The following is a 24,261-nucleotide window of genomic DNA, read 5'->3' on the forward strand; positions in this document are numbered from 1 at the left end:
GTGTCCGCGCTCACTTCGCCGGCATCTGCTGCTGGGCCTTCTCCAGCTTGGCCTTCACCGATGCGGTGGTCACCGGGCGTCCGGCGGCGGCGTCCGCGAACAGTTCCTTGACGGCCGTGCCCACGGACGTCTCGAACTGCGACTCGTCGGCCACCTGCGGCAGCGCCTCGGCGCTCTTGGCGAGGGTGTCCCGCAGGGCGGCCGTCGCCCGGGTGTTGAACGCGGCGTCGGACTGGGCGGCCTTGACCGGCGGGATGGAGCCGTACGCCTTGTTGAGGATCTTCTGCTCCGCGTCGCTGGTCATGAACTTCACGAACTTCAGGGCGCCGTCGTGGTTGTCGGTGTTCTTGAAGACGGCCAGGTTGATGCCGGCGACCATCGAGTTGACGGCGGTGCCGGTGCCGGGGGTGCCGGAGCGTACGGGCGCCGGGGCCACGCCCCACTCGTCGTTCTTCATGCCCAGGGAGGCGAAGGTGGCGGAGGCGGTCTGCCACAGGACCATGGCCGTCTTGCCCTTGGCGAAGTCGCTGAGGGACTGGTTCTGCGCGTACTCGGCGTTGCCCGGGGCGATGATCTTGCCTTTCGCCATCAGGTCGACATACTGCTTGATCGCGGAGACCGCGCCGTCCGAAGTGAAGTCGGGCTTGCCGTCGGCGGTGAAGAAGTCCGCGCCGTGCTGCTTGGCGAGGACGAAGACCTGGTGGATGTTCTCCGAGAGGTTCGCGCCCTCGGCGCCGAGGCCCCACTTGCCGTCCTTGGAGAGCTTCCTGCCGTCGGCGACGACCTCGTCCCAGGTGGCGGGCGGCTTGGAGATGCCCGCGTCGGCGAACATCTTCTTGTTGTAGTAGAGCGCGTACGCCATCGAGTACAGCGGCACCGCGGCCGGGTCCTCGCCCTTCACCCCGGTCGAGCCGAGGGCGGAGTCCACGAAGCGGTCCTTGCCGCCGATGCCACCGAAGTTCTTGTCGTCCCAGGACATCAGCGCCCCGGACGCCTGGAGCGAGGCGCTCCAGGTGTTGCCGATGTTCAGCACATCGGGGCCCTGGCCTGAGGTGGTCGCGGTGAGGATCCGGTTCAGCAGCTCGGACCAGGGGATGACCTCGAGTTTCACTCTGATCCCGGTCTGTTTCTCGAACTTGTCGAGCTCGGGCTTCAGGACCTTCTTGTCCACCGCGATGCTTGCGCCCTGGTTGGAGGCCCAGTACGTGAGCGTCTTGGGCGAGTCATTGGATCCGCCGCCGCCGGCCGTCGAGGAACCGCCTCCGCAGGCCGAGACGGCGAGGGCGAGTGACAAGGTGACGGCGCCTATGGCTGCGACTCGGATGCTGCGCATGGCTCCTGGTGTCCCTTCCGGGAGTGGTGAATGCCAAGAAGGGCCCGGGTACGCGACCGCGTTCAACTCCCGAAGCCTCTCACGGCTTAATTTAGGACGTGAGTTAAACCTCAAGAGAAGATCGCGTCTAGAGATCAGGCGGAGGTATCTTGCGGCGCGGAGTCCGGAGTTGAGGAGGCCAGGTGACGGCGAACAACGGCCGTACGGTTCGTGACCTGCGGCGGGAAAACCGCGCCGCCGTGCTGCGCCGGTTGTACTTCGACGGGCCGATGAGCCGCTATTCGCTGGCCCCCGCGACCGGACTGAGTTCAGGTTCCATCAGCAACGTGGTCGCCGAACTGCTCGCCGAGGAGCTGGTGGAGGAGGCGGGCAGCGTCGACTCCGACGGCGGCCGCCCCCGCACCCTGCTGCGGATCGCCCCGCACAGCGGCCACATGATCGGGGTGGATGTCGGCGAGACCCGGGTCCGCGTCGAGCTGTTCGACCTCGAACTGGCCGAACGGGCCCATGCGGACCGGCCCTTGCCCACGCGCGGCGCCGGGCACCGGGACCGCTACGACAGCGAGCTGATCGCGCGCCATATCCGCGACGGCATCGCCGAGGTCCTGGCGGCGGCCGGGCTCGCCCCCGATCGGCTCCTCGGCGTCGGCATCGGCGTCCCCGGCATCGTCGAACACTCCGAGGAGGGCGGTGCGGTGGTGCACTGCCAGCCGATCGGCTGGGAGGCGGTCCCGCTGGAGCGGATGCTGCGCGGCGGGCCGGGCCATCTTCCCCAGGAGGTCCCGTACTTCATCGAGAACGGCGCCAAGACGCTGGGGCAGGCCGAGATGTGGTTCGGCGCCGGGCGCGGTGCGCGCAACGCGGTGGTCGTGCTCTTCGGATCGGGCGTCGGCGCCTGCGTCGTCGCCGAGGACGTCGAGCACGGCCGGGCGGTGGAGTGGGGCCATCTCACGGTCCGGGTGCGGGGCCGCCGGTGCCGCTGCGGGGCGCTGGGCTGCCTGGAGGCGTACGCGGGCGCGGAGGCGCTGCTGGAGCGCTGGCAGGAGGCGGGCGGGCAGCCGCCGTCCGACACCGACGAGGAGACCGCCCTGACGGCGATGCTGGCCGCCGCCTACCCCGAGGACGGTGGCGACCCGGACCCGGTGGCGGCCGCCGTCCTCGCCGAGACGGCGGAGTACCTGGGCGCGGGGCTGTCCGACCTGATCAACCTCTTCCAGCCCGAGCGCATCCTGGTCGGCGGCTGGGCCGGGCTCCAGCTCGGCGCGCGCTTCCTGGACTCGGTGCGCCGCCACGCGCTGTCGTACGCCCTGCCGTACCCGTCCGGACGCGTCGGCATCGACCTGGGGGCGCTGGGGCCGGACGCGGTGACGGTGGGCGCCGCGATCCTGCCGCTCGCCGACTTCTTCGCCCGCGGTGGGCGCCGCCCGCCCGCCGGGCCCCCGCCGGAGCCGTCCCCCGCCTGGCGCACCACCCTGGGCACGCGGCTGGCGTAGGGGCGGGGCGGGCGCTACGCACATGGCGCGGGAATCGCGCACACGCTACGCCCACGTCCGGCGCGGGCGCTACGCACGCCTCCGGCGCAGAAGGCAACGCACCCGTCCGGCGCGGGCGCTACGCACGCCTCCGGCGCAGGAGGCAACGCACCCGTCCGGCGCGGGGCCACGCCGACTCCCGTGCCGCTACGCCGACTCCCGTACCACGAGCTCCGGTTCGAAGAGGACCGCGACCGGATCGGTGCGCAGGCCCCGGACGTGCTCGTCGAGCAGCCGGGCCATCGCCGCCGCCATGTCCTCCACCGGCTGGCGCACCGAGGTCAGCGGCGGGCGACAGGTGGCGGCCACGCTGGAGTCGTCGAAGCCGACGACGGCCACATCGTCGGGCACCCGCCGGCCGCGCTCCCTCAGCACCTGGCAGACCCCTTGGGCCATCAAGTCGTTGGCCGCGAACACCCCTTCCACATCGGGGTGTTCGGCGAGCAGCGCGGTCATCGCGGCCACCCCGCTGTCCTGCGTGAAGCCGCCCTCGGCCACCGGCACGTACGGGTGGCCACCGCGGGCCATGGTGTCGCGGAACCCGGCGAGCCGCTCCTGGCCGGCCGCCACGGCCCACGGTCCCGACACGGTGGCCACCTTCCGGCACCCCCGGGCCAGCAGGCGCTCGGCGGCGATGCGGCCACCGTCCCAGTGCGCCAGGTCGACATGGCTGAGCGCCACCGGCCGCACGGGCCGGGCGAACAGCACGGCGGGCAGTCCGGCCTCGGCGAGCAGCGCGGGCAGTGGATCGTCGGGGTGGGTGGACACCACGAGGGCCCCGTCCGCGTTCCCCTGCCGCAGATACCTCACCACCTCCTGCCGGGCATCGGGGGACTCGGCGAACATCAGCACCGGGTGCGTCGAGCGCGGCCGCAGGAATCCCACCACGCCACCGACCACCCGGCCGAAGAACGGGTCCGAGAACACCCGGGCGGCGAAGGCGTTCCGCTCCTCCTCCGAGGTGTCCCCGGCCCCGGAGACGACGAGCGCCACGGTGCCGGTGCGCCGGGTCACCAGCGATCTGGCCGCCCGGTTGGGCGCGTAGCCGGTCCTCTCGACCGCCAGCCGGACCAGGTCCTGGATAGCCGGATCCACATTGCGGACGCCATTGACGACCCGGGACACGGTCGCCCGGGAGACACCGGCCTCCCGGGCGACATCCTCCAAGGTCGGGGCCTGTCGGTTCATGTCCGCACCCTAGTGGCAGCGTATCCGGGGGCATAGAGCGCTCTCCAGCGGGCACGGCTTTGGCCGGGGCGCGGGGGCAGTCGCCGCCACCGGTCTGGTACGAGGAGGCGGTGGCGGGCCTGCCGAGGGCCGCGTTGGTGCCGTGCACGGCGGGCGGGACGGCCCGTACGGAACGGACCTCGATGCCGACGTCGCCCTTGCGACGCCGTGGGTGCGAGCCGGGCCGCCCGTATGACGGGCCGTCACCGGCCCGCGACAATATGGGAGAGCGCTCTCCGAGATGGGAGTGTCCGGGCGGGAGCGCAAAGGTGTCGAGGAGTCGAGCGGAAAGGATCAGACGTCGATCCCCCTTTCCCTCTTGAACACAACGGCCAGAGCCGCAGCCGACCACAAATCTCCCCAAGTTCGCCCGAACCAGCGGACTCGTCAGGGCAGTTGACGTTCAAAAAGCAACAACATGTAAGGACTGCGGTCACAACTCTTGACGAGTCGTTCACATGGATGAAGCATGCGACGGCGAGAGAGCGCTCCCTCACCCCCCATTCCGTTCATTTACTGAACCAGGAGAGACGCCCCCATGACGCCTTCCCCCACGTCTTCCTCCTCCGGCCGCTCCGCGGTCGGCCGCCGGGCGGTGCTCGGCGCCGCGGCCGCCATCGCATCGGCCCCCACCCTCGGCGGCCTGGCCACCCCCGCGGCCGCCGCCCCCTCGGGCCGGGGCAGACGCCCCAAGGCCCTGCCCGGCGGCGGCGACCTCGGCCCGAACGTCATCGTCTTCGACCCGTCCACGCCCGGCATCCAGGCCAAGCTGGACGAGGTGTTCAAGAAGCAGGAGTCGGCGCAGTTCGGCACCGGGCGCTACGCCCTGCTGTTCAAGCCCGGCAGCTACAGCGGGCTCAACGCGCAGATCGGCTTCTACACCTCCATCGCCGGGCTGGGGCTGTCGCCGGACGACACGACCATCAACGGCGACATCACGGTGGACGCCGGGTGGTTCAACGGCAATGCCACCCAGAACTTCTGGCGTTCGGCGGAGAACCTCGCGGTCGTACCGGTCAACGGCACCAACCGCTGGGCCGTGGCACAGGCGGCCCCCTTCCGGCGGATGCACGTCCGCGGCGGGCTCAACCTCGCCCCCGACGGCTACGGCTGGGCGAGCGGCGGCTACATCGCGGACAGCCGCATCGACGGCCAGGTCGGACCGTACTCCCAGCAGCAGTGGTACACCCGCGACAGCGCGATCGGCGGCTGGCTCAACGGCGTGTGGAACATGGTGTTCTCCGGTGTGGAGGGCGCGCCCGGGCAGAGCTTCCCCAACCCGCCGTACACCACGCTCAACACCACCCCCGTCTCCCGGGAGAAGCCCTTCCTGTACCTCAGCGGCAGCGAGTACCGGGTCTTCCTGCCCGAGAAGCGCACCGACGCCCGCGGCGTCACCTGGGGCAACGGCACCCCCAGAGGCACCTCGCTGCCGCTGTCGCAGTTCTACGTGGCCAAGCCCGGTGTCACCGCGGCCACCCTCAACGAGGCGCTCGACCAGGGGCTGCATCTGCTGCTCACCCCGGGGATCTACCACCTCGACCGGCCGGTCCAGGTGAACCGCGCGAACACCGTCGTCCTGGGGCTCGGCTACGCCACACTCATCCCCGACAACGGAGTCACCGCGCTGAAGGTCGCCGATGTCGACGGGGTGCGGCTGGCCGGCTTCCTCATCGACGCCGGACCGGTCAACTCCGCCACGCTGCTGGAAGTCGGCCCGCAAGGGGCCTCCGCCGACCACTCGGCCAACCCCACCACCGTCCAGGACGTGTTCATCCGCATCGGCGGCGCGGGCCCCGGCAAGGCCACCACCAGCATGGTGATCAACAGTCGGCACACCATCGTCGACCACACCTGGGTCTGGCGCGCCGACCACGGCGACGGGGTCGGCTGGGAGACCAACCGCGCCGACTACGGCGTCCGGGTCAACGGCGACGACGTGCTGGCCACGGGGCTGTTCGTGGAGCACTTCAACAAGTACGACGTGCAGTGGTTCGGGCAGCGGGGCCGGACCATCTTCTTCCAGAACGAGAAGGCGTACGACGCCCCCAACCAGGCGGCCATCCAGAACGGCTCCATCAAGGGCTACGCCGCCTACAAGGTGGCCGATTCGGTGACCACACACGAGGGATGGGGGCTCGGCAGCTACTGCTACTACAACGTCGACCCGAGCATCGTGCAGCACCACGGCTTCGCCGCGCCGAACGCGTCGGGGGTGAGGTTCCACAATCTGCTGGTCGTCTCGCTCGGCGGCCAAGGCCAGTACGAGCGCGTCATCAATGACACCGGATCTCCCACCTCGGGCACCTCCACCGTGCCGTCCACCGTGGTGTCATATCCCTGATCTACGATGCCTCGCGGGTCGGTGCCCCCGGTGAACCGCCCCTCGAAGTGCCGACCGCCCAGGAAGGACCACACGCCATGGCCATCACCCCCGTGCGCGACCGCTCCACGATCATGGTGCTCAACGGACCGAACCTGAACCTCCTGGGCCGCCGGCAACCCGAGATCTACGGCACCGACACGCTGGCCGACATCGAGAAGCTGGTGGCCGAGACGGCCGCGCCGCACGGTCTGACGACCGACTGCCGGCAGAGCAACCACGAGGGCCAGCTGATCGACTGGATCCATGAGGCCCGGGAGCGCCACGCGGCGGTCATCATCAACCCCGCGGGGTACTCCCACACCTCCGTCGCCCTGCGCGACGCCCTGGCCACCTGCGACGGTCTGCCGATCATGGAGGTACACATCTCCAATATCCACCAGCGGGAGGCCTTCCGGCACCACTCCTATGTCTCCGCGCTGGCCAGCGGGGTGATCGCCGGTTGCGGTGTCCAGGGCTACGCGTTCGCCGTCGAGCGGGTGGCGGCCCTGCTGGCCGCCACCAGGCCGTAGGCGCAGGCGCAGGCGTGCGACACCTCGGGCCCTGACCAGAGCTCAGGCCCTGATCACGCGGACACCGGCCTCGGCGTACGGGGCGACCAGTTCCTCATCGGCGCCGGTGTCCGTGATCAGCACATCGATCTCGTCCAGTGCGCAGATCCGTGCGAACGCCCGGCGGCCCAGCTTGGAGCTGTCGGCCACGACCACCACGCGCGTGGCCCGGCCGGCCATGAGGTGGTTGATGCTGGCCTCGCTCTCATGGTGGGCGGTCGCGCCCTGGACCGTGTCCAGCGCGTCCACACCGAGGATCGCCAGATCCAGCGACACCTGGTCCAGTACCCCGGTGGCCAGCGGCCCCATCAGCTCGAAGGACTGCGGACGGGCCACCCCACCGGTGAGCACGATCTTCACCTGGGGGCGCACCGCCAGCTCATTGGCGATGTTCAGGGCGTTGGTGACGACCGTGACGGCCGGGCCGCCGCCCGATGTGGAAAGGTCACCGCGCATGGAGATGGCGCGGGCGACCTCGGTGGTGGTCGTCCCGCCGTTGAGCCCCACGATCGAGCCGGGTTCGGCCATCCGGGCCGCGGCCGCGGCGATGCGCTGCTTCTCCGAGGCGCGCCGGGCGGTCTTGTAGCGCAGCGGCAGGTCGTACGAGAGGTTGTGGGCGACCGCGCCGCCACGGGTGCGCGTCAGCATCTGCTGCTGAGCGAGTTCATCCAGGTCGCGCCGGATGGTCGCGGCGGACACCGCCAGCTCGGCGGCCGCCTCCTCGACATCGATTCTGCCGTCCCTTGCCAGCAGATCCAGCAGGGCGTTCCAGCGCTCGGGCCGTTTCACGCCGATCACCCTACCCCGCTCCCCGCATGCATCGGCTCTGGACTTCCGTGCGTGATTCTGCGCATTATCAGCCCGTACGAAACAACTCCGCGCATCCATACTGCTCGGGTCATCCGTGCGACGAGGGGAGTCCCATGAGCCACACCGAGGCCGAGATCGCGAGCCAGCCCGACTGCTGGCGACGTGCCATCGCCCTGGCCCGGGATCCGGAGGGGCCCGTACGGGCGGCGCTGCCCCGGGCGGGTGAGCGGGTCGCCGTCGTCGGCTGCGGCACCTCGTGGTTCATCGCCCAGTCGTACGCGGCGCTGCGCGAGGCGGCGGGCCAGGGCGAGACGGACGCGTTCGCGGCGTCGGAGATGCCGCTCGGCCGCGCCTACGACCGGGTGGTCGCGCTGTCGAGGTCCGGCACCACGACCGAGGTGCTGGAGCTGCTCGGCGCGGTGCGCGGCCGGGTGCCCACCACCGTCGTCACGGCGGTCCCCGACTCACCCGTCGTGGGCGCCGCGGACGCCGCGGTGGTACTCGACTTCGCCGATGAGCGGTCGGTGGTCCAGACCCGCTGGGCCACCACCGAACTCGCCCTGCTCCGTGCCCACTTGGGCGCGCCCCTGGACCATCTTCAGGCCGACGGGGAGGCGGCGCTCGCCGAGCCGCTGCCCGGGCCGCTGGTGGACGCCGGGCAGTTCACCTTCCTCGGGCGGGGCTGGACCTACGGGGTCGCCCAGGAGGCCGCGCTCAAGATGCGCGAGGCGGCGGGGGCGTGGACCGAGGCGTATCCGGCCAAGGAGTACCGGCACGGCCCGATCAGCGTGACCGGCCCGCGGAGCGTGGTGTGGTGGCTGGGCGATGGGGCGTCGGATGTGGCGGACGAGGAGATCACCCGCACCGGTGGCCGGGTCGCCGGCTACGGCCGCGACCCGCTGGCCGAACTGGTGGTGGTGCAGCGGCTCGCGGTCGCGATCGCGGCGGCGCGCGGGCTCGACCCCGACGAGCCGCGCCATCTCACCCGCTCGGTGATCCTCGGCTGAGCAGAGCAGAGCCGGGCGGGGACAGGCGGGCCGCGCCGGTATGGGCGGATCGCGGGATGCGGGACAGGACCGGAACACGGGAACGGACGGAAGGAGCCGGCAGATGCCGCTGGTGGCGACCGGAGAGATCGTCGGGGCGGCCGCGCGGGCCGGGCTCGGCGCGGGTGCGTTCAATGTCATCCAGATCGAGCACGCCCAGGCCATCGTGGCCGGGGCGGAGGCGGCGGGGGCGCCGGTGATCCTCCAGATCAGCGAGAACGCGGTGCGGTACCACGGCGCTCTGGCCGCCATCGGGCGGGCGACCGTGGAGGTGGCCCGCGCGGCGGGGGTGCCGGTGGCGGTGCATCTGGACCACGCCACCGGGCCGGAGCTGGTGCGGGAGGCGGTGGACCTCGGCTTCGGCTCGGTGATGTTCGACGCCTCGGCCCTGGACTACGACGGCAATGTGGCGGCGACCGCAGAGGTGGCGGCCGACTGCCATGCCCACGGGGTATGGGTGGAGGCCGAGTTGGGCGAGGTGGGCGGCAAGGACGGCGTCCACGCGCCGGGTGCAAGGACCGACCCGGCCGAGGCCGCCGCCTATGTGTCGGCCACGGGCGTGGACGCGCTCGCGGTCGCGGTGGGCACCTCGCACGCGATGGTCGTCAAGGCCGCGGTGGTGGATCTGCCGCTGGTGGCGGCGCTGCGCGCGGCCGTGCCGGTACCGCTGGTGCTGCACGGCTCCTCCGGGGTGCCCGAGTCGGATCTGACCCGGGCGGTGGAGGCGGGGCTGACGAAGGTGAACATCGCCACCCATCTGAACGTGGCCTACACCCGCGCGATCCGCGACCATTTGGCCGCTCACCCCGAGGTGGTAGACCCGCGCAGGTATGTCGCGGCCGCGCGGGACGCGGTAGCGCGCGAGGTGACGCGGCTGCTGAAGCTGGTACGGGCGACGCCCTGAGGGTCACGTGGGGGAACCACGAGCCGGGCATTCCGCGCCCGAGAATCACACACTGAGAGCGTCTGCGGGAAGTTGCCGAGAAGGCCGCCAATTCGCGCGGCAATACGCATCGCCTTCCACGGTGCAACGTATTGACATGAGCTTATCAACTCACCCAAGATGCCCCAGTCGAGGTTAGGAAAGGTTCCTAACAAAGGGGTGTCCTATGCGCAAGCGTTTCGCTTTCGTGATCGCCACGGCCGGTCTGCTGGCCGGCTCCGTCACCGCCGGCGCCCACGCCAACACCCGGGGCCCCGCACCGGCCCCCGCGTCCACCAAGGAGGGCACGGTCACCGCGGCGCAGCTGCTCGCCAAGGTGCAGAGCTGTTCCCAGATATCCAGTGGCAAGTACCGCACCGACGAGGAGACATCGGCCACCGTCCCGGTCTGCGGCGCCAATGGGGCGGTCTTCTGGAAGGCCGACATGGATGTCGACTGCGATGGCCAGGTGACCTCCCGGTGCAACGAGGACACCGACCCGTGGTTCCAGGACGACACCGCCTTCCACCAGTCGGACGGCAAGCCCCTCATCGCCGACAAGCTGCCGTATGTCGTGGTGCCGAGCCCGAGCTCCACCTGGGACTACCGGCAGGCCGGCATCAAGGGCGGCGGTGTGGTCGCGGTCATCTACAACAACAAGGTCGAGTACGCGGTGGTGGGCGACACCGGGCCGACCAAGATCATTGGTGAGGCGTCCTACGCCACGGCCAACGCGCTCGGCATCGACCCCGACCCGGAGACCGGCGGCGCCGAGTCGGGGGTGACGTACATCCTCTTCAAGAACTCCTCCGTCTCCCCCATCGAGAACCACGACAAGGCAGTGTCGGTCGGCGACGGCCTGGCGAAGCAGTTCGTCCAGAACAACTGACCCGCCATCATCGGGGAACGTGCGGCACGGCCGCGCGCTCCCCGATGATTTTTCCCGGGCCGGGCGGTCTGCACCGGTGAACGACGCGACAGGAGGTGGACGTTGACCGGTCCCGAGCCCGAGAACCCGCCCATGCCGTCCCCAGCCGTGCTGGTGCTGGCCCAGCCGGTGACCCGCGCCGAGGTGGCGCGGCTGTGCGAACGGCTGACCGCGCTGGCGCGGCGGGCCGGTCCGGGGCCGGTCACCGTGGACGTGGGCGGCGTGGGGCGGCCGGACCTGGCCGTGGTCGAGGCCCTGGCCCGGCTTCGGCTGACCGCCGGCCGGCTGGGGCGCGGGATCCAGCTCCGCAACGCCCGCGGCGAGCTGCGGCGGCTGCTCGCCTGGACGGGGCTGGACGAGGCCCTCACGGCCCCCGCGACGTCAGGCCACGCCCTGGGGCCCGAGCCAGGCGGGGAGGCCGAACAGCGGGAAGAGGCGCTCGGTGTCCAGGAAGGAGTTGAGCCCGGTGATCCGGCCCCCTGATATCTCCAGGACCTGAAGCGCCCAGGGCTCATGGCGGCCGTCGGCGCCACCCGGGCGGTACTGGCCGAAGGCGGGCATGCCGTTGGCCACGGTCGGCACCAGACGGGAGCCGCGGCAGCCAATGCCATGGCCCAGCAGCCACTGGCGGATGTCCTCGTGGCCGCGCAGCCACAGCTCGTACGGCGGCATGGAGAGCGTGGCGTCCTCGTGCAGCAGGGCGGTGAGGGAGTCCAGGTCATAGCGCTCGAAGGCGTCCACATAGCGGGCCAGCAGCGCGCGCTGCTCCTCGTCCAGCGGCTTGACCGGGTCGGAGTCGCTGACCTGGCTCGCGGCGAGGGTGGCCCGGGCGCGCTGCAGCGCGCTGTTGACCGACGCGACGGTGGTGCCCAGCAGCTCGGCGACCTCGCTCGCCTTCCAGGCCAGCACCTCGCGCAGGATCAGCACCGCCCGCTGGCGGGGCGCCAGATGCTGGAGCGCGGCGATGAACGCGAGCCGCACCGCGTCCCGCTGGGCCGCGACCTCGGCGGGGTCTCCCCCGTCCGGCAGCACCTGGCCGTCCGGGACCGGCCCGATCCAGGTGGCCTCCGGCTGCTCGGCGAGCGTGGCCGGGAACGGGGTGGCGGCGGAGGTCAGATCCATGGGCCGGGCCCGCCGCTTGCTCCCGCTGAGCATGTCCAGGCACACATTGGTGGCGATGCGGTAGAGCCACGACCGCAGCGCGGACCGGCCCTCGAAGCGGTCCAGCCCCCGCCAGGCGCGCACCATCGTCTCCTGGACGGCGTCCTCGGCCTCGAAGGCCGAGCCCAGCATCCGATAGCAGTAACCGGTCAGCTGCGTGCGGTACGGCTCCAACTGGAGCTCGACACCGGCCGCGCCGTCCACCGCCGCCACATCACTCATCGCCGCACCTCGATCGTTTCGATCGCTCTTCGGGGTCCCATCGGCGCCAAACCTAGCGGGTCCCACTGACAACGGCGCCGACCTGCGCAAACGACAGACGGCCCGGGGCGCCGGACGGGTGACTCAGGACACCGGGCGGGCACTGACCGCGGCGGTGTGCGCCTGATGACCGCCGCTGGCGATCATTCGTACCTCCGCGCGGTCGCTGATCTCCGCCCGCACGATGCCGGTGTCGTCCACGTACACGGGGTGGCCGCCCGGACCGCTGCTCTCCGTGCGGTGCACCACCACGACGTCCTCGGCCCCCGGGTCCGGGGCGGTCGCATCCGGGAAGACCAGCTCATACCTCTCTCGGCTCCGCATCACGCCCTCCTCCGCACCGACCCGCCCCGCCATCCCAAACCGGGACATTCAACACTATCGCTCGGACCGGGCGGCGCAAGAGGTCCGGTGCTCACCGCGGTGCGGCGGCCGCCGGCCCGTCCGCGGCGTCCGTGCGCTCCTCCGCCGCCTCCTCCCCGGGCGGCGTCGTGTCGAGGTGCAGCATCGGCGCGAGGAGGGGGCCGAACAGGGTGGCCACGGTGATGGAGCCCAGGGTGATGGCCCAGGCGAACGGGCCGAGCGGGGTGCAGCCGAAGAACTGGCTGACGCCCGGGGTCTGGATGATGGCGGCGAGCACCGCGGCCGAGCCCAGGCCGGCGATCAGGACGTGCCGGTCCAGGCCGCCCGTCGTCAGCGTCTGCGCCAGCTGGGTGCCGACCAGGGCGGCGAGCGCCACCGTACTGGCCCGGCGGCCCCGGCCGGTGACCCGGGCGCCGGTCCACGCCAGTCCGGCTCCGGCGGCCGTGATGACGCCCCGCAGCAGCATCTCCTTGGTGAGCGCCACGCCCAGCGAGCGGCTGGGGCCTTCCTTGAGCAGCCGTTCGCCGGTGTGCCCGGTGGGCTCGCGCACCGCGATGGCGAGCGCGGGCGCGAGGTCGGTCAGCAGGTTGACCAGCATGATCTGACGCGCGCTCAGGGGCGTGGTGCCGGTCAGGGCGGAGGCCGCCACGCTGAAGGTCACCTCGCCGAAGTTGCCGCCGATGAGGATGGCGAGAGCGGCCCGGACCGAGGCCCACATGGCGCGCCCCTCCATCAGGGCCGAGACGATGGTCTCCAGGCGGTCGTCGGTGACGACGAGGTCCGCCGCGGCGGTCGCGGCGGGGGTGCCGCGCCGGCCGAGGGCGATCCCGACGTCCGCGAGCCGGATCGCGGGGGCGTCATTGGCGCCGTCGCCGGTCATGGCCACCACCCGGCCGAGGCGCTGATACGCCTGGACGATGCGGACCTTGTGGTGTGGGCTGCACCGGGCGATCACGTCCACCGTGGGCAACAGCTCGTCCAGCCGCTCGTCGTCCATCTCGTCCAGCTCCGGACCGGTGCTCACCTTGGGCTCGGCGACGTCCATGACGGTGGCCGCGATGGCGTCCGCGGTGGCGGGGTGGTCGCCGGTGAGCATCACCGTCTGCACGCCCGCCTCGCGCAGCCGCTCGGTGGCCGGGCCGGCGCTGGTGCGAACGGGGTCGGCGAGCGCGATGAAGCCGAGGAAGTCCAGGTCCCGCACGGTGTCGTCGGTAAGGTCCTCGCTCTCCCGCATCGGGCGCTCGGCCACCGCCAGGACCCGCCGCCCCGCTCCGGCCAGCTCCTTGGCGGCGTCGGCCAGCTTCTTGATGTCCTCCGCGTCCAGGGGGGTGGCCCGTCCGGTGCCCGGTGTGCGCCGTCGGGCGACCCGCTCCAGGACGCCCTCGGGCGCCCCCTTGACGCTGAGCAGGGCACCGTGCGAGGTGCGCCCGGCGGTGGCGTGGTAGGCGCGGGAGGGTTCGAAGGGCAGCGAGTCGGTACGGCGCCAGCGGGGCGCTCCGCGCCGCACCCCGACCCCGGCCCGGCGCGCCCCGACGCTCACCGCGCGGTCGGTCTGGTGCGCCATGGGCTCGGCCTGGCGGGCCGGCGGGGTCGCGCGCAGGGCGGCGGCGAGCACGGCCTTACGGGGCGCGTCGAGCCGGTCGGCCGGGAGCGGGCCGTCGCCGTCGCTGACGGCCGCGAGCTGGAGGGTGCCCTCGGTGAGGGTTCCGGTCTTGTCGAAGCACAGCACGTCGGCGCGGCCGAGGGCCTCGATGGTGCGCGGGTTGCGGACCAGGGCGCCGAGGTCGGCCAGCCGCCGGGCGGCGGCCAGCTGGGCGGCGTTGACCAGGAACGGAAGCCCCTCGGGGACGGACGCCACGGCGAGGTTGACGGCGGAGGCGAGGTTCTCGGTGGGCGGCAGGCCGTGCAGCAGTCCGGCGCCGGCGACCGCGGCGGCGGACCCGACCGCGATGGGCACGCTGGATCGGGTGAGCGCGGTCAGCCGGGCCTCGACACCGGTGACGGGGGCGGCCTGGCGGGCGGTGGCCAGGCTGCGGCCGACCTCGGTGGCCGGTCCGGTGGCCACGACGACGGCCTGCGCCCGCCCCGCGGAGACCGTGGTGCCCTCGTAGAGCATCGACCGGCGCTGGGTGATGTGGGCGCCGACGACCGGCGCCGGGGACTTCCGCACGGGGAGGGACTCGCCGGTCAGCGAGGACTCGTCGACCTCGAGCCCCTCGGCCTCCAGCAGCCGGCAGTCGGCGGGCACCACGTCCTCCGGGCCCAGCACGACGATGTCGCCGGGGACCAGGTCCCCGGCGGTCACCAGGCGTTCCGTACCGCCCCTGCGGACCCGGGCGCCGATCGCCGACCGGGCGAACAGCTCGGACAGCGCCCGCTCGGTCCTGACCCGCTGGAATCCGCCGACGAGCGCGGAGATGCCGGTGATGGTGGCCACCAGCGCGGCGTCGGTGCGTGAGCCCACGGCGGCGGCCAGGGCGGCCCCGGCGGCCAGGACCGGGGTCAGCGGGTTGGCGAGCTCCTCGATGAACGCGGCGGGCAGGCTGGTGCGGGTGGGCTCGCCCCGGCGCGGCCCCTCCGCGGTGCGGGATGCCGCCTCCTCCGGGGTCAGCCCGTCGGGCCCGGTGCGCAGCCGCTCCAGCACCCGGGGGACGGGCATCAGATACCAGGGGGTGGTGGTCACCGGCGGGTCCATGGGGCGGGCGAGGAGTTGGCGCGCCCGCCAGTTGCCCAGGGCGAAGGCCAGGGTCCCCGCGGTGGTGCCCGACGCCGCGCCGCGCGCGGTGGCCTGGCCCGGGGGCGCCTGGAGGGCGGCCACCGCGCCGATGGCGCTGCCGCCGGCGGACAGCAGGGCGCTCTCCCGGTCGACCCGCGCGGCCACGCCGATGGCGTCCACGATGAGCCCGGCCGACTCCAGGTCGGCGCCGACGAGCAGATGGGCGCCCCAGGCGGGGGGCTCACCCTCGCGGTGCACCCCGATGCCGCAGTCGGCGGCCCCCAGGGCGCGGCGGTTGCCGGAGAGCAGCAGCACCACGGCGCCGTCGGCCTGAAGGGAGCGTACGGAGGCCACCAGGCGGCCGCCGGAGGGCGCGATCGCGTCGGCGAAGGTGATGTCCGTGGGGTGCTGCCGGTCGGTGGCCAGGACGATGCGGGCGCCCGCCCGCCGGGCGGCGGCCGCCACGGCCTCGGCGCCGGGCACGGTCTGCGCGGCGAGGCCGACCACCGCTTGGAGCTTGCTCCCCCGGGCCAGGCCGAGTATCCGCTCGCTGCCCCTGCGGCGGAGCCTCGCCGCGGCCTGCTGCCCGGTGCGGCCCGTCAGCTCCAGCGTGTCCAGGGCGCCGAGCACCCATCCGCCTGCGCGGCGGGTTTTCAGGGGCTCATCGGAGTCGAAGAGGTCGAAGAGCCGCCCGGCGGTCCGCTCGGGGTCGGCGCCGCCGAGGAGTTCCAGGTCGTTGGGCTCGTAGCGGTCGCCGCGCAGCGCCGCCTCGTCCAGCACCACGGTGTCGACCTGGCCCAGCCGCCGCAGCGAGCTGCGATCCATGGCCAGGACGCCGCGCAGCGCCAGGAACCGGCCGAGGCTGGTCGCGAACCCCTCCCGGCCCGCCCCCGGTCCCTTGGGCACGGAGGAGAACCCGACGGCGAACCCGCGGCGCGGGCCGGCGAAGAGCGCGGTGAGGACGCCGCCCACGGCCCCCGCGGCCATGGAGCGCTCCGCGAAGCGCTCCACGGCGTCCTTGGGGGACGGCCCGGGTCGCTCGACCACGATGGGCTCGGCCACCACGTCCTGGGGGCCGTGCACCAGGTGCGGCTCCATGGCGGCCCAGGCCCGGCCCTCCGCCTCCGCCTCCCGCCACAGGGCCATCCGCTGGATGAGGTCGAGCGCGAGCCCCCCGCCCCGGGTGGCCACGCCCTGGGTCAGCGCGCTCAGCACCGGCAGCGTCGCCTCGGTCGACCGGCCTCGGGTGATGGCCAGGGCGAGGCGCCGCAGGCGGGGATGGTTCTGGATGACGGACACGGTCGCGGCCACCTCGGTGGGCAGCTTGAGCCAGGGGGCCAGGCGCAGGGCGGTGGCCACGCTCAGCCCCACGACGTCCGCGGCCACGACGGCCAGCGACTGGGCCTCCCTGCCACCGCCGGAGGGGTGGCGCGGCTCGGGGGCCCATTCGTCGAACTCCTCGGTGGGCCCGACGGGCTCCTCGACCTCCGCGCGCTCGATCCGGGCGATCAGGTCCAGTTCGGACGGGGGCGGCTTGCCCACGGCCACCACGACCCGCTCGGAGGGCGCGTTCACCCGGGCCCACCGCACCCGCGGATGCTCCTCGAGCGCCCGCTCCACCCGGCGGGCCACCTGCTCGCCGCCGATGCCGTGCACCCCGCGGACCTCGATGTAGTACCGCCCCGGGTAGGACCAGATCCCGCGCGCGGAGGGCCGGACCAGCCGTCCGACGGCTCCGGCGGCATCCCGCACGCCCGCGGCCACACCGCTTTTGATGGGCGCGAGCAGCAGCGAAGGCGGCAGGGGCAGGCGCAGTGCTGACAGCGACGGCAGCGGTGACATCAAGGGACCTCCGCTCTCCGGGCGGCCTGCCCGGTTCATCCCGATTACCCTGAAAAGGGAAGAAGATTCCAATCACCGTGTGGACGTGAGACCAGTGACCACTCCCGCTACTTCACGCAAGCGCAGTTCCTCGACCGCCGCGAAGAAGACGGCATCGCCGGCGCGCGGCGGCAAGTCGACGACGAAGTCCCAGACCACGTCGGCCACCTCGAAGCCCTCGCAGGCCAAGAGGACGACGAAGTCCACCAGGCCGTCGAAGACCACACAGCGGCAGCGGACGGCGAAGGCCGCGAAGGGCCCCATGGAGACATCGCGCAGCGACGGCAGGCGCCGCGTGACCGTCACGGTGCCCACGCTCGACGCCATGGGCCACGCCACGAAGGAGGGGTTCGACACCGTCGGCCACGCCACCAGGGAAACCCTCGACACCGTGGGCCACGCCACGAGGGAGACCTTCGGGACGGTCGGCCACGCCACCACCCGTGCCACCGGCGGTGCGGCCAAGGTGGCGATGAAGCCGATCGAGATGGCCCGCCGGGTGCTGCCCGCCAAGGGCGGACTCCCGCTGTACGTGGGGCTCGGGGCGCTGGGTGCCGTGGAGGTCATCGAATGGCCGGTGGCCGTCGGCATCGGGGTCGGTTACGCGGTGCTGCGCAAGGGCGGCGTCATGGCCGAGCCGTCCGAGCAGCGCGGCACGGCCCGCGGCGAGGGTCGCACGGCGGGTCGCCCGAGTTCGAAGAGCGCCCGTTCCGGGAGCCGTTCGCAAACGCGCAGGTCCGCCAAGGCCGCGGCGTAACGCTTCGACCAGCGGCTTCGCGCCGCATCGACTCCGTCCGCAAAGCGGTCAAAAAACGGGCAGAACTCTGTTGGAAACGGGCACTCCACAGTCACCGTAGCGTTGGTATACACCAGGAAGCGGGCCTAACACCCGTCACTGAATTCCCCCTGGGGTCCGGCGCATTGCGTGGCCGCGATGCGCCGACCCTCCGTCACCTGGGGGTTCACCCGAGACGGACTGACCACTCCGTCACGAACCGACCGAAAGCGGTGACTCCTCTTGGCCCTCCCCCACAGCGCTCAGAGTGCCCCTCGAGTGCCCGGACAGGCAGTGTCCGCCGCCTCGCGGCACGCCACCGGAATGGCCACACTCGCCCCCGACCTCCATGTGGTGGCCGGGGACGAGGACTTCTTCCGACACTTCGGCGCCTCGTCCGCCGAGTTGTGCGGCCGCAGCCTGTTCGACCTGCTGCACCCCAGCACCCCCTCCGTCCTGCGGGAACACTTCTCGCGGCTGCACGACGGGCGGCGCACCCGCTTCACCGAGCGCGTCCTCGGCTACCACTCACGGGGCCAGGTGTTCTCGGGCAAGCTGACCGGCACGGCCATCCAGGGCCGGTCCGACCGACTCGCGGCCATCGTCGTGATGGTCAAACCTGATGCCGAACGACCAGAGGAGGAACCGACCCCCACCAGCCAGAAACTGCTGTCGCCGCTGGAGGCCCGCATACTCGAGGGCGTGGCCACCGGCGCGTCGACCGTGCAGATGGCCGCCAAGCTCTATCTCAGCAGACAGGGCGTCGAATACCACGTGGGATCCATGTTGCGGAAGATGAAGGCACCCAACCGGGCGGCCTTGGTCTCGCGCGCCTACGCGGCGGGCATGCTGACCGTCGGCACCTGGCCGGCCCGCGTTCGCCCGGAATTCATCAAGTGACACATATCATGTGACGCCACGTCACACCGAACAGGCCCGGGGCGGTGCCGCCCCGGGCCTGTTCGTCTTCGGCGCCCCGGCCGCCGCGTCATGACTCCCGCGGTCCGGCCGATACCTCACGGCTCCCACGGCCCGGCCGAACCTCACGGGTCCGGCGTGGCACGCCTCCGTCGCTCAGTAGGCTGAGACGGCCATGCGTTCACTCCCCACCGGATCGCGCACCGCGCGACGCCGCCCCCGCCCCAGGCCGCCCCGCGCCCTCCTGCCCGCCGTGGTGGCCGCGTGCGCCGCCGTGACCGCCGCGGGCTGCGCGGCCCAGGCGGGGGTGCGGGACGACGGCTCGGCGCCCTCGCTCTCGGCACCGGCCAGCGCGGTTCCGCTCTGGCCCCGGTACACCCCCTCGGCCGTGACCACGCCCCGCGAGAAGCCCGACTTCGCCCGCTATCTGCCGGTGGACAAGGTCAAGGTGCCCTCGGGCGGACTGGCCGCCCTGTCCGCCAAGAACCTGCTGCTCCACGACCCCAATGTGCCGGCGGTGGTGCAGAAGGAGGTCTCGCTGTGCCCGGACGGCGGCTACTGCCCGCTGCGGGACACCGTCCACCGCGATCTGACCGGTGACGGCCGGGACGAACTGGTGGTGGCGGCCGATCTGCCGGCGTTCGAGCGGACGCTGCTTCAGGTCTACACCGCCTCGGGCCGCACGGTCCGCCCCGTGCTGATCTACTGGGGCCCTCCCGGGCTCACCGGCGAAACCTTCGGCCGTGATCTGCTGATCTCCGCGATCGGCGGGGACGGCCGGGTCACCACCCGCTTCCGCTGGAACGGCACCGTCATGGCGGCCGTGACGCCCGATGGCGGCACGGCCACCCGGACCCCCGTCCCGGAGGACGGCGCGGCCACCCGGCCGCCGGTCCCGGGGGAGGGCGCGGCCGCCCGGACCGCCGACCCCGGCGCCGCACCGGAGCCCGTGCCGAGCAGCACCGGCACAGCCGCCGACACGGGTACCCGTACCGGTACCCGTACGGAGACGAGGACGACGCGATGACCACCGCCTTCACCCCGCCCGGCCCCGGCTCCCCGACCGAGGCGCATCTGCTGCTCGTCGAGGACGACGAGGTGATCCGCAATACGGTGCGGATGGCCCTGGAGCGGTACGGCTTCACCGTGTCCACCGCGGGCGACGGCCTCACCGGGCTGGAGATCTTCCGCGAGAGACAGCCCGATCTGCTGCTGCTTGATGTGATGCTGCCCGAGCTGGACGGCATCGGACTGTGCCGCAGGGTCCGCGAGTTCAGCCTGGCGCCGATCCTGATGATGTCCGCGCGCGGTGACTCCCTGGACGTGGTCTCCGGTCTCGAGGCGGGCGCCGACGACTATGTGGTCAAGCCGTGCGAGAGCGCGGTCCTGGTGGCCCGTATCCGCTCGCTGCTGCGCCGCGCCTCCTTCACCCCCGTGGCCCGCGCCTCGCGCGCCGAGGCGCGCGGCGGGGCACCGGAGGCGGACGGCGCGGCCGGTCCCGACACCCTCGTCTTCGGCGATCTGACCATCGACACCCGCGGCATGGAGGTGCGCCGCGCGGGAGAGCCGCTGGCCCTGACCCCCACCGAACTGCGGATGCTGCTGGAGTTCGCCGGCTCGCCCGGTGTGGTGCTGGAGCGCCGTACGCTGCTCAGCCGGGTCTGGGACCACGCGTGGCAGGGCGACACCCGTGTGGTCGACCTCCATGTGCAGCGGCTGCGGGCCAAGATAGGCGCCGAACGGATCGAGACGGTCCGCGGCTTCGGTTACAAGCTGCGGCGCTGACGATGACGCTGAGATGGCGGATAGTCGCCCTGGTGGCGGCGGCGACCTGTGCCGCCGCGGCCGCGGTGGGCGTCCTGGTGCACCACGCCTCGCGCGAGCGCGAACTGTCCCAGGCGCGCGACGGGGCGCGGACCACGCTCGACCGCGCCGCGGTCATCTACGCCCGCACCGGCGCCGTCCAGGGCTCCGGGGCGGTGCTGGACGCACCCGGGCTCCCCGGTGATCTGCGGCGCCTGGTGGGAAAGGGCCATCAGGGCACCGAGTTCACCACCGGCCCGGGCGGACCCGCGATGTGGGCGGCCCGGCCCGCCGACGACCAAGTCCTGTCCGTACGCCTCGACATGAGCACCGCGATGCGCGACATCGGCGCGCTGGACACCAACATCATCCTGGCCGGGCTGATGACCACCGCCGTGGTGCTGCCGCTGGGCGTGCTGACCGCCGAGCGGATGAGCCGGCGGCTGCGGCTGGCGGCGGCCACCGCGCGGCGGATCGCGGCCGGGGACCTGGACGCCCGGATCTCCCCCGCCACCCGCCCGCACGACGAGATCGCCGAGATCTCCGGGGCCGTGGACTCGATGGCCGCCGCGCTTCAGGAGCGGCTGCTCGACGAGCAGCGGTTCACCGCCGATGTGGCGCATGAGCTGCGTACCCCGCTGATGGGTCTGGTCACCGCCGCCGAGCTGCTCCCGCCGGGCGAGGCGGCAGGGTATGTGCGCGACCGGGTGCGGGTGCTGAGCACGCTGGTCGAGGAACTGCTGGAGATCTCCCGGCTGGACGCGGGGGCGGAGGAGGCCGATCTGTCCCCCTGCCCCCTGGGGCCGGTGCTCGAGGAGGCCATCGCGGGCACCGGGCTGTCGGCACGGCTGCGGACCGGCGCGGCGGAGGACACCGGGCAGCGGGACTGCGAGGACACCCGGCAGCAGGACGTCACGGACGGCCCGAAGGTGTGGACGGACCCCCGCAGGCTGACCCGTATCGTCGCCAATCTCGTGGTCAACGCCCATCGCCATGGCCGCGAACCGGTCGAGGTGACGGTGGCGGCGGACGGCCGGACCGTGACGGTCCGCGACCACGGCACCGGCTTTCCGGACGATCTGCTGGAGAAGGGCCCGCAGCGGTTCCGCACCGGGGTCCGGGAGCGGGGCCGGGGCCATGGTCTCGGGCTGACCATCGCGGCCGGCCAGGCCCAGGTCATCGGCGCCACGCTGGAGTTCGGCAACGCACCGGACGGCGGCGCGGTCGCCACGCTGCGCCTGCCCGAGCGGCCCGAGCAGCCCGAACCGCCGGAGCCCGGACCGATACACGGCTGATACACCGTCGAGCGGAAGTCGAGACCCGGCCGAGCCCCCGCCGAGACCGTCCGTTGCGGTTCCGAAGACCTTCGCTGAGGAGGATGGCGCCGACCCGCGCGAAACCTCGCGGCCGGGATCGACGGAGGAGCAATCGGCATGGCAGGTCCCCTGACGGCACTACGCGTACGGTTCACACCGGACTCGGAGCAGACGCCGCGGGACACCAGACCCCCGGGCCGGCGGCGCGGAGCCAGGGGACGCGGCAAGCGGAAGCGCACCGGCATCCGGCGGTTCTTCACCTGGCGGAAGCTGCTCGCCTATGTGGCCGCCCTCTGCGCCCTGCTGATCGGGGCGTTCACGGTGCTCTACTACTCGATCGACATCCCCAGGGCCAACGCGCAGGCGAAGGCGCAGAGCAACGTCTACAAGTTCAGCGACGGCACGATCCTCGCCCGCACCGGCGAGATCAACCGCGAGATGGTCACCCTCGACCGGGTGCCCACCGGTGTGCAGCACGCGTTCGTCGCGGCCGAGAACAAGTCCTTCTACAAGGACTCCGGCGTGGACCCGATGGGCATCCTGCGGGGGCTGGTCAACACCGTGACGGGCAAGGGCACTCAGGGCGGCTCGACCATCACCCAGCAATACGTCAAGAACTACTACCTGAGCCAGGAGCAGACCGCCACCCGCAAGATCAAGGAGCTGGTGATCTCCCTCAAGGTCGACCAGCGCAACTCCAAGGAGGACATCCTCGCGGGGTATCTGAACACCAGCTACTTCGGCCGCGTCGCCTACGGCGTCCAGGCCGCCGCCCGCGCGTACTACGACAAGGACGTGGACGACCTCACCGTCGAGGAGGGCGCGTACCTCGCCGCGCTGGTGCAGGCCCCCAGCCAGTACGACTGGGCCGTCGCGAGCCCCAAGGCGAAGCGCCTGGTCATCCGGCGCTGGAACTACGTGCTGGACAACATGGTGGACATGCACTGGCTGGACCCCGCGGAGCGGAAGCGGATGCGCTTCCCCGTGCCGGTGGCCCCCGAGCCCGCCCCCGGCCTCGGCGGACAGGCCGGGTACCTCGTGGACGCGGCCCGCAATGAGCTGATCGCCTCGGGCGTCAGCGAGCAGGAACTCGCCGCGGGCGGCTGGACCATCACCCTCAACGTCGATCCGGCCAAACAGCGGGCGCTGGAGGAGACGATGCACCAGGGCCTCGACGGCTCCGCCAAGGGCAAGCGGGCCCGTGCGGACGCGGCCGCCACCCAGGGCGGCGCGGTCTCGGTGGACCCCAGGAACGGGCGGATCGTCGCGCTCTACGGCGGCCGGGACTACACCCGGCACTATCTGTCCAACGCGACCCGCGGCGACTACCAGGTGGGCCCCGTCTTCGAACCGGTCAGCGCCGCCGCGTCCCTGGACGCCAAGATGCGGGACGGGGCCACCGCCGGCGGACTGCCGGAGGTCAAGCACACCGCCGGGGCGCTGGGCATGGACACCGACGGCGGCGGCTTCGCCACCAAGGAGTCGGTCGGGCTGGGGCTGATGGGTTCGAGCCCGCTGAGGATGGCCGGTGTCTACGCCTCGTTCGACCACCAGGGCAAGCGGGTCACCCCGAGCATCGTGAGGTCCGCCCGGCGCGGCGACGAGACGGCCGGGCCGCCCAAGGCGGTGGGCGACCAGGCGATCGCCCCCGCGGCCGCCCAGCTGATCACCCAGAGCCTCGTCGAGGACGGCGGAGCGACCGCGGTACGCGCCGTCAAACGGCCCTCGGCGGGCAAGGGCGGGGTCTCCGACGACAAGAGGGCGGCCTGGTACGTCGGTTACACCCCGGACCTGGTCACCGCGGTCGCCCTCTTCGGCGAGGACGCCAAGAAGCGGAAGCAGATCCCCTTGACGGACGCCCGTGTCCAGCGGGTCGCCGGGCTCTGGAGCCACTACACCGGCCAGGCCCTGGGCGACGCGCCCCCGGCCTGGTTCGACTTCGGCCCCGCCGGGTCGGGGGTGGTTCCGGTCCCGACCGAGACGGGGCCTACCGCACGGTGAGGGCGGCGGCGAGGCCGCCGGAGAGGGCTCCGGCCCCGAGGAGACAGGCCAGCAGCAGCCGGCGGCGCAGCGTCCGGTAGACCTCCTGGTACTCCGCCCGCATCTCCTCGCAGCGCCGCACCACCGTGCGCAGGGTCTGCTCGGTGACGGCCAGCTGGTCCTGGAGGTAGACCCGCTCGACCTCCGCCCGCTGGGCGGAAGTCAGCCAGTCGAGCCGGCCGGTGAGGCGGCGGGCCCGCTCCCGGGCCGCGTCCCGCTCGCCCCGCAACAGCAGGTAGCCCTCGATCTGGTTGATTCCGGCGGCGATACCGGGGGGCTCGGCGGCTCTGGCCAT

General features: G+C 72.6%; 21 protein-coding genes. 13 read left to right on the forward strand and 8 right to left on the reverse strand.

Annotated elements, in window-relative coordinates; all coding sequences use genetic code 11:
• Positions 1 to 10: 10 nt before the first annotated feature.
• Positions 11 to 1,333, reverse strand: coding sequence for an ABC transporter substrate-binding protein (locus ACMTAK_RS07535; RefSeq protein WP_413805455.1), 1,323 nt, complete (start codon positions 1,331 to 1,333; stop codon positions 11 to 13).
• A gap of 182 nt (positions 1,334 to 1,515) precedes the next feature.
• On the opposite strand from ACMTAK_RS07535, the gene ACMTAK_RS07540 reads away from it, so the two are divergent.
• Complete coding sequence (locus tag ACMTAK_RS07540; RefSeq protein WP_413805456.1) at positions 1,516 to 2,826, forward strand: ROK family protein; 1,311 nt, start codon at positions 1,516 to 1,518, stop codon at positions 2,824 to 2,826.
• Between the two features lie 186 nt (positions 2,827 to 3,012).
• Here ACMTAK_RS07540 and ACMTAK_RS07545 read toward each other — a convergent pair whose 3' ends face one another.
• Positions 3,013 to 4,053 carry a LacI family DNA-binding transcriptional regulator gene (locus ACMTAK_RS07545; protein ID WP_413805457.1) on the reverse strand — a complete coding sequence of 347 codons (1,041 nt, stop codon included), beginning with the start codon at positions 4,051 to 4,053 and terminating at the stop codon, positions 3,013 to 3,015.
• Positions 4,054 to 4,630: 577 nt separating this feature from the next.
• Between ACMTAK_RS07545 and ACMTAK_RS07550 the strand changes: the two genes are divergently transcribed.
• Both ACMTAK_RS07550 and aroQ read left to right on the forward strand, forming a co-directional pair.
• Positions 4,631 to 6,436, forward strand: coding sequence for a coagulation factor 5/8 type domain-containing protein (locus ACMTAK_RS07550; protein ID WP_413805458.1), 1,806 nt, complete (start codon positions 4,631 to 4,633; stop codon positions 6,434 to 6,436).
• 77 nt (positions 6,437 to 6,513) lie between these two features.
• Positions 6,514 to 6,987 carry a type II 3-dehydroquinate dehydratase gene (aroQ, locus tag ACMTAK_RS07555; RefSeq protein WP_413805459.1) on the forward strand — a complete coding sequence of 158 codons (474 nt, stop codon included), beginning with the start codon at positions 6,514 to 6,516 and terminating at the stop codon, positions 6,985 to 6,987.
• 42 nt (positions 6,988 to 7,029) lie between these two features.
• Here the strand turns inward: aroQ and ACMTAK_RS07560 are convergent, their stop codons facing one another.
• Positions 7,030 to 7,815, reverse strand: a complete 786-nt coding sequence (locus tag ACMTAK_RS07560; protein WP_413805460.1) for a DeoR/GlpR family DNA-binding transcription regulator — start codon at positions 7,813 to 7,815, stop codon at positions 7,030 to 7,032.
• Positions 7,816 to 7,949: 134 nt separating this feature from the next.
• Here ACMTAK_RS07560 and ACMTAK_RS07565 point away from each other — a divergent pair, with 134 nt between their 5' ends.
• The 4 genes from ACMTAK_RS07565 to ACMTAK_RS07580 all read left to right on the forward strand — a co-directional run bounded on the left by ACMTAK_RS07565 (position 7,950) and on the right by ACMTAK_RS07580 (position 11,215).
• Positions 7,950 to 8,843: an SIS domain-containing protein gene (locus ACMTAK_RS07565; protein ID WP_413805461.1), complete on the forward strand. Its 894-nt coding sequence runs from the start codon at positions 7,950 to 7,952 to the stop codon at positions 8,841 to 8,843.
• Between the two features lie 103 nt (positions 8,844 to 8,946).
• Positions 8,947 to 9,786: a class II fructose-bisphosphate aldolase gene (locus ACMTAK_RS07570; protein ID WP_413805462.1), complete on the forward strand. Its 840-nt coding sequence runs from the start codon at positions 8,947 to 8,949 to the stop codon at positions 9,784 to 9,786.
• Positions 9,787 to 9,991: 205 nt separating this feature from the next.
• Positions 9,992 to 10,693 (forward strand): glycoside hydrolase family 75 protein, encoded by a 702-nt coding sequence (locus ACMTAK_RS07575; RefSeq protein ID WP_413805463.1) that lies wholly within the window; start codon positions 9,992 to 9,994, stop codon positions 10,691 to 10,693.
• Positions 10,694 to 10,795: 102 nt separating this feature from the next.
• On the forward strand, positions 10,796 to 11,215 hold the full coding sequence (locus ACMTAK_RS07580) for an STAS domain-containing protein (protein ID WP_413805464.1): 420 nt from the start codon (positions 10,796 to 10,798) through the stop codon (positions 11,213 to 11,215).
• Here ACMTAK_RS07580 and ACMTAK_RS07585 read toward each other — a convergent pair.
• The 4 genes from ACMTAK_RS07585 to ACMTAK_RS07600 all read right to left on the reverse strand — a co-directional run bounded on the left by ACMTAK_RS07585 (position 11,114) and on the right by ACMTAK_RS07600 (position 17,420).
• Positions 11,114 to 12,115 (reverse strand): sigma-70 family RNA polymerase sigma factor, encoded by a 1,002-nt coding sequence (locus tag ACMTAK_RS07585; protein WP_413805465.1) that lies wholly within the window; start codon positions 12,113 to 12,115, stop codon positions 11,114 to 11,116. The genes ACMTAK_RS07580 and ACMTAK_RS07585 overlap by 102 nt on opposite strands.
• A 123-nt stretch (positions 12,116 to 12,238) precedes the next feature.
• Positions 12,239 to 12,478, reverse strand: a complete 240-nt coding sequence (locus tag ACMTAK_RS07590) for a DUF6296 family protein (protein WP_413805466.1) — start codon at positions 12,476 to 12,478, stop codon at positions 12,239 to 12,241.
• A gap of 91 nt (positions 12,479 to 12,569) precedes the next feature.
• Entirely contained in the window at positions 12,570 to 17,075 is a 4,506-nt protein-coding gene (locus ACMTAK_RS07595; RefSeq protein ID WP_413805467.1) for an HAD-IC family P-type ATPase, read from the reverse strand.
• Between the two features lie 72 nt (positions 17,076 to 17,147).
• Entirely contained in the window at positions 17,148 to 17,420 is a 273-nt protein-coding gene (locus tag ACMTAK_RS07600) for a hypothetical protein (protein WP_413805468.1), read from the reverse strand.
• Here ACMTAK_RS07600 and ACMTAK_RS07605 point away from each other — a divergent pair.
• The 6 genes from ACMTAK_RS07605 (at position 17,410) to ACMTAK_RS07630 (ending at position 23,927) form a co-directional block, all read left to right on the forward strand.
• The gene (locus ACMTAK_RS07605; protein ID WP_413805469.1) at positions 17,410 to 17,871 is read left to right on the forward strand and encodes a hypothetical protein; all 462 of its coding nucleotides are present in this window, start codon (positions 17,410 to 17,412) and stop codon (positions 17,869 to 17,871) included. The genes ACMTAK_RS07600 and ACMTAK_RS07605 overlap by 11 nt on opposite strands.
• A 342-nt stretch (positions 17,872 to 18,213) precedes the next feature.
• Complete coding sequence (locus tag ACMTAK_RS07610) at positions 18,214 to 18,789, forward strand: LuxR C-terminal-related transcriptional regulator (RefSeq protein WP_262702376.1); 576 nt, start codon at positions 18,214 to 18,216, stop codon at positions 18,787 to 18,789.
• Positions 18,790 to 18,982: 193 nt separating this feature from the next.
• Positions 18,983 to 19,834 (forward strand): hypothetical protein, encoded by an 852-nt coding sequence (locus ACMTAK_RS07615; protein WP_413805470.1) that lies wholly within the window; start codon positions 18,983 to 18,985, stop codon positions 19,832 to 19,834.
• Entirely contained in the window at positions 19,831 to 20,592 is a 762-nt protein-coding gene (gene cseB / locus ACMTAK_RS07620; RefSeq protein ID WP_413805471.1) for a two-component system response regulator CseB, read from the forward strand. Before ACMTAK_RS07615 ends, cseB begins: the two co-directional genes overlap by 4 nt.
• Before the next feature lie 2 nt (positions 20,593 to 20,594).
• Complete coding sequence (locus ACMTAK_RS07625) at positions 20,595 to 21,905, forward strand: sensor histidine kinase (protein ID WP_413805472.1); 1,311 nt, start codon at positions 20,595 to 20,597, stop codon at positions 21,903 to 21,905.
• Between the two features lie 138 nt (positions 21,906 to 22,043).
• Complete coding sequence (locus ACMTAK_RS07630) at positions 22,044 to 23,927, forward strand: transglycosylase domain-containing protein (protein ID WP_413805473.1); 1,884 nt, start codon at positions 22,044 to 22,046, stop codon at positions 23,925 to 23,927.
• Here the strand turns inward: ACMTAK_RS07630 and ACMTAK_RS07635 are convergent.
• Positions 23,914 to 24,261 carry a hypothetical protein gene (locus ACMTAK_RS07635; RefSeq protein WP_413812819.1) on the reverse strand — a complete coding sequence of 116 codons (348 nt, stop codon included), beginning with the start codon at positions 24,259 to 24,261 and terminating at the stop codon, positions 23,914 to 23,916. The two genes, ACMTAK_RS07630 and ACMTAK_RS07635, sit on opposite strands and share 14 nt — an antisense overlap.

Origin of the sequence: Streptomyces lacaronensis (genome assembly GCF_047337785.1) — a bacterium.
GTDB classification, from domain to species: Bacteria; Actinomycetota; Actinomycetes; order Streptomycetales; family Streptomycetaceae; genus Streptomyces; species Streptomyces lycopersici.

Excerpts from the sequence above, each read along its gene's own strand:
- ACMTAK_RS07610 (WP_262702376.1), top strand. The coding sequence starts at position 18,214 with ATGGCCACACTCGCCCCCGACCTCCATGTGGTGGCCGGGGACGAGGAC.
- ACMTAK_RS07585 (WP_413805465.1), bottom strand. The coding sequence starts at position 12,115 with ATGAGTGATGTGGCGGCGGTGGACGGCGCGGCCGGTGTCGAGCTCCAG.
- aroQ (WP_413805459.1), top strand. The coding sequence starts at position 6,514 with ATGGCCATCACCCCCGTGCGCGACCGCTCCACGATCATGGTGCTCAAC.
- ACMTAK_RS07570 (WP_413805462.1), top strand. The coding sequence starts at position 8,947 with ATGCCGCTGGTGGCGACCGGAGAGATCGTCGGGGCGGCCGCGCGGGCC.
- cseB (WP_413805471.1), top strand. The coding sequence starts at position 19,831 with ATGACCACCGCCTTCACCCCGCCCGGCCCCGGCTCCCCGACCGAGGCG.
- ACMTAK_RS07550 (WP_413805458.1), top strand. The coding sequence starts at position 4,631 with ATGACGCCTTCCCCCACGTCTTCCTCCTCCGGCCGCTCCGCGGTCGGC.
- ACMTAK_RS07535 (WP_413805455.1), bottom strand. The coding sequence starts at position 1,333 with ATGCGCAGCATCCGAGTCGCAGCCATAGGCGCCGTCACCTTGTCACTC.
- ACMTAK_RS07575 (WP_413805463.1), top strand. The coding sequence starts at position 9,992 with ATGCGCAAGCGTTTCGCTTTCGTGATCGCCACGGCCGGTCTGCTGGCC.
- ACMTAK_RS07590 (WP_413805466.1), bottom strand. The coding sequence starts at position 12,478 with ATGCGGAGCCGAGAGAGGTATGAGCTGGTCTTCCCGGATGCGACCGCC.
- ACMTAK_RS07565 (WP_413805461.1), top strand. The coding sequence starts at position 7,950 with ATGAGCCACACCGAGGCCGAGATCGCGAGCCAGCCCGACTGCTGGCGA.
- ACMTAK_RS07615 (WP_413805470.1), top strand. The coding sequence starts at position 18,983 with ATGCGTTCACTCCCCACCGGATCGCGCACCGCGCGACGCCGCCCCCGC.
- ACMTAK_RS07625 (WP_413805472.1), top strand. The coding sequence starts at position 20,595 with ATGACGCTGAGATGGCGGATAGTCGCCCTGGTGGCGGCGGCGACCTGT.
- ACMTAK_RS07635 (WP_413812819.1), bottom strand. The coding sequence starts at position 24,261 with ATGGCCAGAGCCGCCGAGCCCCCCGGTATCGCCGCCGGAATCAACCAG.
- ACMTAK_RS07545 (WP_413805457.1), bottom strand. The coding sequence starts at position 4,053 with ATGAACCGACAGGCCCCGACCTTGGAGGATGTCGCCCGGGAGGCCGGT.
- ACMTAK_RS07595 (WP_413805467.1), bottom strand. The coding sequence starts at position 17,075 with ATGTCACCGCTGCCGTCGCTGTCAGCACTGCGCCTGCCCCTGCCGCCT.
- ACMTAK_RS07630 (WP_413805473.1), top strand. The coding sequence starts at position 22,044 with ATGGCAGGTCCCCTGACGGCACTACGCGTACGGTTCACACCGGACTCG.